Origin of the sequence: Streptomyces sp. OfavH-34-F (genome assembly GCF_022347745.1) — a bacterium.
Classification (GTDB): Bacteria; Actinomycetota; Actinomycetes; order Streptomycetales; family Streptomycetaceae; genus Streptomyces.
Map to the genome: position 1 here is coordinate 1 of NZ_JAKRGC010000289.1, position 8,332 is coordinate 8,332.

The window sequence follows — 8,332 nt, forward strand, 5'->3', positions numbered from 1 at the left end:
CCCCGGCCAGCACCCGGCCCAGGAACCGCTTGCGGGAGGCGGCCACCAGCAGCGGCCGGCCCAGCCCGTGCAGCGCGTCCAGCCGGGCGAGGAGCGCCAGGTCGTGCGGGGCGTCCTTGGCGAAGCCGAGACCGGGGTCGATCACCAGGCGCTCCGGGGCGACCCCGCCCGCGACCACGGCGTCCATCCGGGCGCGCAGCTCGGCGACGACCTCGGCGACCACGTCCCCGTACACCGCGCGGCTGTTCATCGACTCGCTGAAGCCGCGCCAGTGCATGACGACGAACGGCGCCCCGGCGGCGGCGACCACGGGGACCATGTCCGGGTCGGCCTGGCCGCCGCTGACGTCGTTGACGAGGACCGCCCCGGCGGCGAGCGCCCGCTCGGCGACCCGGGCGCGCATGGTGTCCACGGAGACCGTGACGCCCTCGGCGACCAGGCCGCGGACGACCGGGATCACCCGGCGCAGTTCCTCGGACTCGTCCACGCGGCTGGCGCCGGGGCGGGTCGACTCCCCGCCGACGTCGACGAGGTCGGCGCCCTCGCCGACCAGGTCGAGGCCGTGCTTGACGGCCGTCGTGGTGTCGAACCAGCGGCCTCCGTCGGAGAAGGAGTCGGGGGTCACGTTGACGACGCCCATGACCGCGCAGCGGTCCCACTCCGGCAGCCCCTGGACCGTTCCGCGCAACGTACTCATATGACCAGCGTAGGCCCGGAGGGGGAAGGTTTACGCCATGCGTGCGCCCTGGTCTCCGGTCGGCGGGGAGACGTGGGCGCAGGGCCGGCGCGGGGCGACGGGGAGTCGGCGGGCCAGCGGGCGGGGGAGCGCGAGGGTGACGAAGCCCTCGGCCTGCATCGCGGCGAACGAGATGCGGGGCAGGTCGCGGGCGGTGCGGTAGACCACGAAACGCGGCTCCCAGCGTGGCCGGAACTTGGCGTTGAACTTGTACAGCGACTCGATCTGGAACCAGCGCGAGAGGAAGATCAGCAGCCCGCGCCAGACCCGCAGGACCGGGCCCGCGCCGAGTTTCTCGCCGCGCGCCAGGGCCGAGCGGAACATCGCGAAGTTCAGCGAGACGCGCTCGATGCCGAGCCGGGGCGCGGCCTGGAGCGCGGCGACGATCAGCAGCTCGTTCATGCCGGGGTCGGCGGCCCGGTCGCGGCGCATCAGGTCGAGGGACATGCCGTCGGTGCCCCACGGGACGAAGTGGAGGACGGCCTTCAGGTCGCCGTACGGGGAGTCGGAGCTGTGTTCGTCGGTCTTGTGGGCGGTGGCGAGGAAGCAGTCCCGGTCGGCGGGGTCGCCGATCCGGCCGAGCGCCATGGAGAAGCCGCGTTCGGTGTCGGTGCCGCGCCAGTCGGCGGCGGCGCGGCGGATGCGGGCGAGTTCGGCGTCGCCGATGTCGGCCACGCGCCGGACGCGGGTCTCGTAGCCGCCCCGCTCAATGCGCTTCACCATCTGGCGTACGTTGCGCATCGCGCGTCCGGCGAGGGAGAAATCCGCGACGTCCACCACCGCCTCGTCGCCCAGCTCCAGGGCGGTGAGCCCGGTCTCGCGGGTCCAGACCTCGCCGCCGGTCTCGCCGCAGCCCATGACGGCCGGGGTCCAGGAGTGGGCCCGCGCCTCGTCCATGAAGCGTTCGATGGCGCCGGGCCACGCCTCGACGTCCCCGATGGGGTCGCCGCTGGCCAGCATCACGCCGGAGACGACGCGGTAGCAGACGGCGGCCTTGCCGCTGGGCGAGAAGACGACGGCCTTGTCGCGGCGGAGCGCGAAGTGGCCGAGCGAGTCCCGCCCGCCGTGCCGCTCCAGCAGCGCGCGCAGCCGGCTCTCGTCGTCCTCGGTGAGCCGGGCGGCCGGGTGCTCGGGGCGGAAGGCCAGGTAGATGGTGGTGACGGCGGTGAGCAGGCCGAGGGCGCCGAGCGAGTAGGCGACGGTCCAGGAGGTGTCTCCCGCGTAGTCGACGGGCCCCTCGAAGCCGAACAGGCCGTACAGCACGTGCTGGAGGCGGTCGGCGATGCTGGGGCTGCCGACCAGGCGGTTGGGGTGGGCGCTGACGATGATCAGGCCGAGGCCGAGCGATCCGGCGCCCAGCAGGACGAAGTTGGCCAGCGCCCGCCACCGGCTGCGCGGGTCGGGCAGGGCGGCGAACTCGTTCCGGTGGCGCAGCAGCGGGTAGCACAGCGCCAGCGAGAGCACGGTGCCGATGACCGAGTGCCGGTAGGCGAACTGGGCGAGCGCGCCGGCGGGGAGGAGCAGGACGGCGGCCCGCCAGGCGCGCCGCTTGCGCCGTTTGAGGCCGTGGGCCAGGAGGAGCAGCAGGACGCCGGCGCTCAGCGAGAGCGCGGCGGCGAAGGGGCCGAGGGCGCCGGGGAGCACTTCGGCCAGAGTGTGCATGCGGCTGTGCCGGAAGCGCGGGAAGACCCCGGCGGCCACGTCGATCAGTCCGACCACGGTGCAGGCGGTGCCGACGAGCGCCGGGACGGCCTCCGGCCGGGGGCCGCGCAGGGGCGTGCGGGCGCGAACCGGAACCGATCCTGATTTATCCCCATCTAGCGTGACAGACATCGTTTCCCGTGGCTCCGCGAAAGGTTTCCTGGCGTCCGGTGGCCGTAGCGCTGCGGACGATGTGCGCCCTTTAGGACGAGGCTTCCGGGCCGCGGGTTCACCCGCCGGCCGGAAATTTCCTGACAGAAAGTTCATGGTCATGGGCCTTACCGACACGCCCGTGCTGGTCCTCGCGATCGCGCTGGCCGTCGTGCTGTTCACCGCCACCATCTGGTGCTGGCCGCGCCTCGCCCGCCGCAGCGCGCCCGCCGTGCTGGGGCGGGTGGGCATGCTGCTGGCGACCCAGGTCGCGGTGTTCGCCACGGTCGGGCTGCTGGCCAACAACAGCTTCCTCTTCTACGGCTCCTGGGCGGATCTGCTGGGCCGCAAGCAGGAGATGGGGGTGGTCACCGACCACGCGGCCGGGACGCTGGCCGCGAAGAACATCGTCCGGGTGGGCTCGCAGCGGCCCGACGTGCCGGGCGGTGCGGTGCTCACGAGGGGCGGCCGGATCGACAAGGTGGTGATCGCCGGCCGGCGGACGGGCATCGAGACCCCGGCGTACGTGTACCTGCCGCCGGAGTACTTCCAGCCCGCGTACGCCCACCGGAAGTTCCCGGCGGCCGTGGTGCTGACCGGCTATCCGGGCACCGCGGAGAACCTCATCGAGGGCCTGCGCTACCCGCGCCTCGCGCACGACCGGGTGCGGGCCGGCCGGGCCCAGCCGATGATCCTGGTGATGCTCCGGCCGACGGTGGCGCCGCCGCGCGACACGGAGTGCGTGGACATACCGGACGGGCCGCAGACGGAGACGTTCTTCGCCGACGACGTGCCGCACGCCGTCTCGGCCGGCTACCGGGTCGGCCGGCACGCCCGCAACTGGGGCATCATCGGCAACTCGACCGGCGGCTACTGCGCGCTGAAGATCGGTATGCACCACCCGGACAGGTACGCGGCGAGCGCGGGGCTCTCCGCGTACTACAAGGCGGCCGAGGACCCGACGACGGGCGACCTCTTCCACGGCGACGAGGCGGCCCGGCGCCGCGCGAACCTGCTGTGGACGCTGGACAACCGGCCGCAGCCGGCCGGCTCGTTCCTGGTGTCCACCTCGCGCCAGGGCGAGTCGAACTACGCGGACACGATGAAGTTCGTGGCGAAGGTGAAGCAGCCGGCGCGGGTCTCGTCGATCGTGCTGAAGAGCGGCGGCCACAACTTCAACACCTGGCGCCGGGAGATCCCGGCCGCGCTGGAGTGGCTGAGCAGCCGCCTGAGCGAGAGCTGAGGGCAGGAGGAGCCGGGGCCGGGGGAGGAGCCGGGGCCGGGGTCCGGGGAGGCGGCTACCCGGTCGCCGTCCCCGTCACGCCGGCGGCGCTCTCGACAGCCACCTCGGCGCGCGGCACGGAGCGCCCGTCCGCGCCGATCGAGCGGCGCAGCGCCTCGTGGAGGCGGGCCGGGGTGAGCACGCCGAGGTAGCGGCCGGACCCGTCGGCCTCTTCGGTGACGGCGATCCAGCCGGCGTCGTGCTGGAGCAGGGCGGCGAGGGCCTGTTTGAGCGGGGCGCCGAGGGGAAGCGACGCCTCCATCCGGCGGGTGCGGTCGCGGACGGTGCCCTTGCTCCCGGTGGGCGCGTCGTCGGCGGTCAGCCAGCCGTGCGGGCGCCCGTCGCCGTCCAGGACGACGGCCCAGCGGGCGGCCTCGGTGCGCAGGAGGGCGGTCGCCCCGGACAGCGGGTCGTCGAGGCGGACGACGGGCGGGTGGTCGAGGTCGCTCGCCTCGACGGGCGTGACGGCGAGCCGCTTGAGAGCCCGGTCGGCGCCCACGAAGTCGGCGACATAGGCGTTCGCGGGGGCGCCGAGCACGGCGGCGGGGGTGTCGAACTGCTCGATGGAGCCCTGCCCGTAGACGGCGATGCGGTCGCCGAGGCGCACCGCCTCCTCGATGTCGTGGGTGACGAACAGGATGGTTTTGCGGACCTGTTCCTGGAGTTTCAGGAATTCGTTCTGGAGGTGTTCGCGCACGACCGGGTCCACCGCGCCGAAAGGCTCGTCCATCAGCAGGACCGGCGGGTCGGCGGCCAGAGCCCGTGCCACACCGACGCGTTGGCGCTGCCCGCCGGAGAGCTGTTCCGGATAACGGCCGCCATGAACGGAAGGGTCGAGTCCGACCAGGTCGAGGAGTTCGGCGGCGCGTGCGCGGGCCTTTGCGCGTTTCCAGCCCAGGAGATGGGGAACGGTGGCGGTGTTCTCCAGGACCGTCCTGTGCGGGAAGAGGCCCACTTGCTGGATCACATAGCCGATACGGCGGCGCAGCCGGACCGGATCGATGGTGGATATGTCGTCCCCGTCGAGGAATATCCGGCCCTCGGTCGGTTCGGTCAGCCGGTTCACCATCTTCATGGTGGTCGTCTTGCCGCAGCCCGACGGTCCGACGAGCGTGACCAGTTCACCCTCGACGACCTCGAAGGAAAGGCCGTCGACGGCCGTGGTGCCGTCCGCGTACCGCTTGGTGACGTGCTCGAAACGGATCATGGTTCCCCATTGTCGCGGGTGTTCTGTGAAGGACATGTTGCTGGAATACAACGGCTCCCGCGACGGCCGGTCGTCGAGGATAGGCTCGCCGGACATCCGTGCGAGAAGACGAACGGGAGGTGGGGGAACGGATGGCCGGACAGAACTGCCTGGTGACGAACGACTGGATCTGCGGCGAGTATCTCCGTTCCCGCAGCCACGAGTTGACGGACGCCACCGTCCAGCACATCTGGATCACCGCCGTATCGGTCGCGATCGGGGTGGCCGTCGCCTTTCCGCTCGCGCTCCTCGCCCGCCGGGGCCGGGGATTCGCCGCGCCGGTCCTCGGGCTGACGACGGTGCTCTACACCGTGCCCTCCCTCGCGATGTTCTCGCTCCTGCTGCCCCTGTTCGGGCTGTCCGCCGCGCTCGTGGTCACCGGCCTCGTGCTGTATTCGCTGACCATCCTCGTCCGCAACATCCTGGCCGGGCTCGAAGCCGTGCCCGAGGAGGCGAAGGAAGCCGCGCGGGGCATGGGATACGGGCCGCTGCGCCTGCTGTGGGAGGTGGAACTGCCCCTCGCGCTCCCCGCGCTGATGGCCGGCGTACGCATCGCCACGGTCTCCACGATCGCGCTCACCACGGTCGGCTCGATCGTCGGCCGGGGCGGCCTCGGCAATCTCATCGAGGACGCGCTGCCGAGCTTCTTCAAGGCCCAGGTGCTGGCCGCCTCGGTGCTCTGCGTGCTGCTCGCGCTCGCCGCCGACCTGCTGCTGCTCGGTGTGCAGCGGCTGCTGACCCCCTGGACCCGGGTCCGCGCCCCGCACGGCGGCGCGCCCGCGCCCGGCCCGGCGGAGGCGGTCTGACATGGGAGTCCTCGGGGACGCCTGGAGCTGGCTGGCCACCGGAGCCAACTGGTCCGGCGAGAGCGGGATCGCCCACCGGCTGAGCGAGCACCTGTACGTCAGCGGGGTCGCGCTCGCCCTGTCGTGCGCCCTCGCCCTGCCCGTCGCCCTGTACCTGGGCCACATCCGCAGGGGCGGCGCGCTCGCCGTCAACCTCGCCAACATCGGCCGCGCGGTCCCGGTCTTCGCGGTGCTGGCCCTCTTCATGGTCTCGCCCCTGCGCAACGCGGGCTACGTGCCCACGATCACCGCGCTGGTGCTGTTCGCCGTGCCCCCGCTGCTGACCAACGCCTACGTCGGGATGACCGAGGTGGACCGGGCGGTGACGGAGGCCGCGCGCGGGATGGGCATGTCGGGCGGCCAGCTCTTCCTCCGCGTCGAACTGCCGCTGGCCTACCCGCTGATCATGACCGGGCTGCGGTCCGCCGCCGTCCAGGTCGTGGCCACGGCGACCATCGCCGCCATGGTCGGCCAGGGCGGCCTCGGCCGCATCATCACCGCCGGTTTCAACACGTACGACACCGCGCAGGTGGTGGCGGGGGCGCTGCTGGTGGCCGTCCTCGCCCTGCTGGTGGAGGCGGTCCTGGTGACCCTGGACCGCCTGCTGTCCCCGCTGCGCCGCCGCCGTCCCGCGTGACGGCCCCGCAACGCTTGCCGCTCACCCATCACTTGTCGCATACGGCGTCGCCGCCGTGGACGGAGAAGAACATGACCAGGACCTCACGCACGGCCGGTGCCGTCATCGGCATCCTCGCGCTCGCGGGCTCGCTCGCCGCGTGCGGCGGGGACAGCCTGGAGGAGGACAAGGGCGCCCCCGCCTCCGGGGACTCAGACAAGAAGGGCTCGCTGGTCGTCGGCGCGGCCGCCTTCACCGAGTCCAAGGTGCTCGCCGAGCTGTACGCGCAGATCCTCGCGGACGCCGGATACAGCACCTCCGTCACCACGGTGAAGAACCGCGAACTCTACGAACCTTCCCTCGAGAAGGGCGAGATCGACGTCGTACCGGAATACGCGGCCACCATCGCCGAATTCCTCAACGCCAAGGTGAACGGCGCGAAGGCCGCCGCGGCGAAGCCGGTCGCCTCGGGCGACGCCGGGGCCACTCTCGCCGCCCTCAAGAAGCTCGCCGAGCCGCGCGGACTGAAGGTGCTCCCGGCGGGGAAGGCCATCGACCAGAACGCGTTCGCGGTGACCAGGGAATTCGCCGGCAAGCACAAGCTGACGACCCTTTCGGATCTCGGCGAGGCGAAGATCGGCGTCCGGATCGCCGCCGGCGACGAGTGCGAGATACGGCCGTTCTGCGCACCCGGCCTCAAGAAGACGTACGGGATCGACGTCACCGGAATCGACCCCCTGGGCGTCGGCACCCCGCAGGCCAAGCAGGCCGTCAAGGACGGCAAGGCCCAGCTGGTTCTCACCACCACCACCGACGCGGTGCTGGACAGCTACGACCTGGTGTTCCTGGAGGACGACAAGAAGCTCCAGAACGCGGACAACGTCCTGCCGGTCCTCAACGCCGAGGACGCCGGAGCCCCGGACATCGCGGACGCGCTCGGCAGGCTCACCGGCGCACTCACCACCGAGGACCTCGCCCAGCTCAACCGCAAGGTCGACGCGGAGCGCGTCAAGCCCGCGGACGCCGCCCGCGAATACCTCCGGTCGAAAGAACTGATCAAGAACTAGCGAACACGCCCCGGAATACCGGCCGGAGAAGAGGGCCGGAACACCCGCACGGGGGAGCCGCCGGGTAACTTACCGGGCACGGATTGACGGGCGGCTCCCCAAGTACGCCGCGCACACGGTAAATTTCGGGCCATGCCACGTGGACGCCACCGCCATTCGCCCCCACTGCACAGAATCCTTCCGCCCTCGGCAGTCGCCGGAGCGGCGGTTCTGTGTGCCGCGGGCGCCTGGCTGCCGACCGAACCCATGGTCCTGCGGGCCCTGGTCGCCGTCGCGGCGGCCGCCGCCGTCACCGGCGCGGTCCTGATGCGCAGCTGGGACCGCGAGGCGGGCCGCCGGGTCGCCGAGCTGACGCGCGCCCGCGCCGGCGACGAGTGGCGTGCCGAGGAACGCGCGGCGGAGCTGGAGTCCGACCTGGAGGAGGCGCGCGAGATCCGCGCCCGCCTGGAGACCAAGCTGCGCCGCAAGCGGGTGGAGCTGGCCGGGCTGCGCGGCGAACACGCCGCGCTCCTGCGGCGGTACGCCAACGCCGAGACCGAGCGCGCCAGCGTCCTGGAGAGCCGGCGGCAGCTCGCCATCGAGGCGTCCGCGCCCGCCCGCGAACTGCCCGCCGCCCGCTCCACGCCCACCCCGGACGCGTACGCCCGCGCCGCCCGCGCGCTGGACGACCTCCCGCGCAACGCCGCCCT

At 72.5% G+C, this 8,332-nt stretch carries 7 protein-coding genes and 1 pseudogene; 5 read left to right on the top strand and 3 right to left on the bottom strand.

What is annotated here, in order from left to right; translation table 11 throughout:
• Together folP and MHW47_RS28470 are read right to left on the bottom strand one after the other, a co-directional pair.
• Positions 1-697, bottom strand: a 697-nt coding sequence (gene folP, locus MHW47_RS28465) for a dihydropteroate synthase (RefSeq protein WP_239226629.1), incomplete at its 3' end; no start/stop codon positions are given.
• 30 nt (positions 698-727) lie between these two features.
• Positions 728-2,569, bottom strand: coding sequence for a phosphatidylglycerol lysyltransferase domain-containing protein (locus MHW47_RS28470; RefSeq protein ID WP_239226630.1), 1,842 nt, complete (start codon positions 2,567-2,569; stop codon positions 728-730).
• Between the two features lie 139 nt (positions 2,570-2,708).
• On the opposite strand from MHW47_RS28470, the gene MHW47_RS28475 reads away from it, so the two are divergent.
• Complete coding sequence (locus MHW47_RS28475) at positions 2,709-3,830, top strand: esterase family protein (protein WP_239226631.1); 1,122 nt, start codon at positions 2,709-2,711, stop codon at positions 3,828-3,830.
• 55 nt (positions 3,831-3,885) lie between these two features.
• Here the strand turns inward: MHW47_RS28475 and MHW47_RS28480 are convergent, their stop codons facing one another.
• Positions 3,886-5,076 carry an ABC transporter ATP-binding protein gene (locus MHW47_RS28480; protein WP_239226632.1) on the bottom strand — a complete coding sequence of 397 codons (1,191 nt, stop codon included), beginning with the start codon at positions 5,074-5,076 and terminating at the stop codon, positions 3,886-3,888.
• Between the two features lie 131 nt (positions 5,077-5,207).
• On the opposite strand from MHW47_RS28480, the gene MHW47_RS28485 reads away from it, so the two are divergent.
• From MHW47_RS28485 to MHW47_RS28500, 4 genes and pseudogenes are all read left to right on the top strand, one after another.
• Positions 5,208-5,921, top strand: a complete 714-nt coding sequence (locus tag MHW47_RS28485; protein ID WP_239226633.1) for an ABC transporter permease — start codon at positions 5,208-5,210, stop codon at positions 5,919-5,921.
• A 1-nt stretch (position 5,922) separates the two neighbouring features.
• Positions 5,923-6,597, top strand: a complete 675-nt coding sequence (locus MHW47_RS28490) for an ABC transporter permease (protein ID WP_239226634.1) — start codon at positions 5,923-5,925, stop codon at positions 6,595-6,597.
• Between the two features lie 71 nt (positions 6,598-6,668).
• A complete protein-coding gene (locus MHW47_RS28495; RefSeq protein WP_239226635.1) occupies positions 6,669-7,643 on the top strand; it encodes an ABC transporter substrate-binding protein in 975 nt (324 codons plus the stop codon).
• A 132-nt stretch (positions 7,644-7,775) separates the two neighbouring features.
• Positions 7,776-8,332 (top strand): annotated as a pseudogene (locus MHW47_RS28500) (hypothetical protein); the annotation flags it as partial.

What these genes read in the sequence shown, in the direction of transcription:
- MHW47_RS28470 (WP_239226630.1), bottom strand. Translation starts at nt 2,569, where the DNA reads ATGTCTGTCACGCTAGATGGGGATAAATCAGGATCGGTTCCGGTTCGC.
- MHW47_RS28475 (WP_239226631.1), top strand. Translation starts at nt 2,709, where the DNA reads ATGGGCCTTACCGACACGCCCGTGCTGGTCCTCGCGATCGCGCTGGCC.
- MHW47_RS28480 (WP_239226632.1), bottom strand. Translation starts at nt 5,076, where the DNA reads ATGATCCGTTTCGAGCACGTCACCAAGCGGTACGCGGACGGCACCACG.
- MHW47_RS28485 (WP_239226633.1), top strand. Translation starts at nt 5,208, where the DNA reads ATGGCCGGACAGAACTGCCTGGTGACGAACGACTGGATCTGCGGCGAG.
- MHW47_RS28490 (WP_239226634.1), top strand. Translation starts at nt 5,923, where the DNA reads ATGGGAGTCCTCGGGGACGCCTGGAGCTGGCTGGCCACCGGAGCCAAC.
- MHW47_RS28495 (WP_239226635.1), top strand. Translation starts at nt 6,669, where the DNA reads ATGACCAGGACCTCACGCACGGCCGGTGCCGTCATCGGCATCCTCGCG.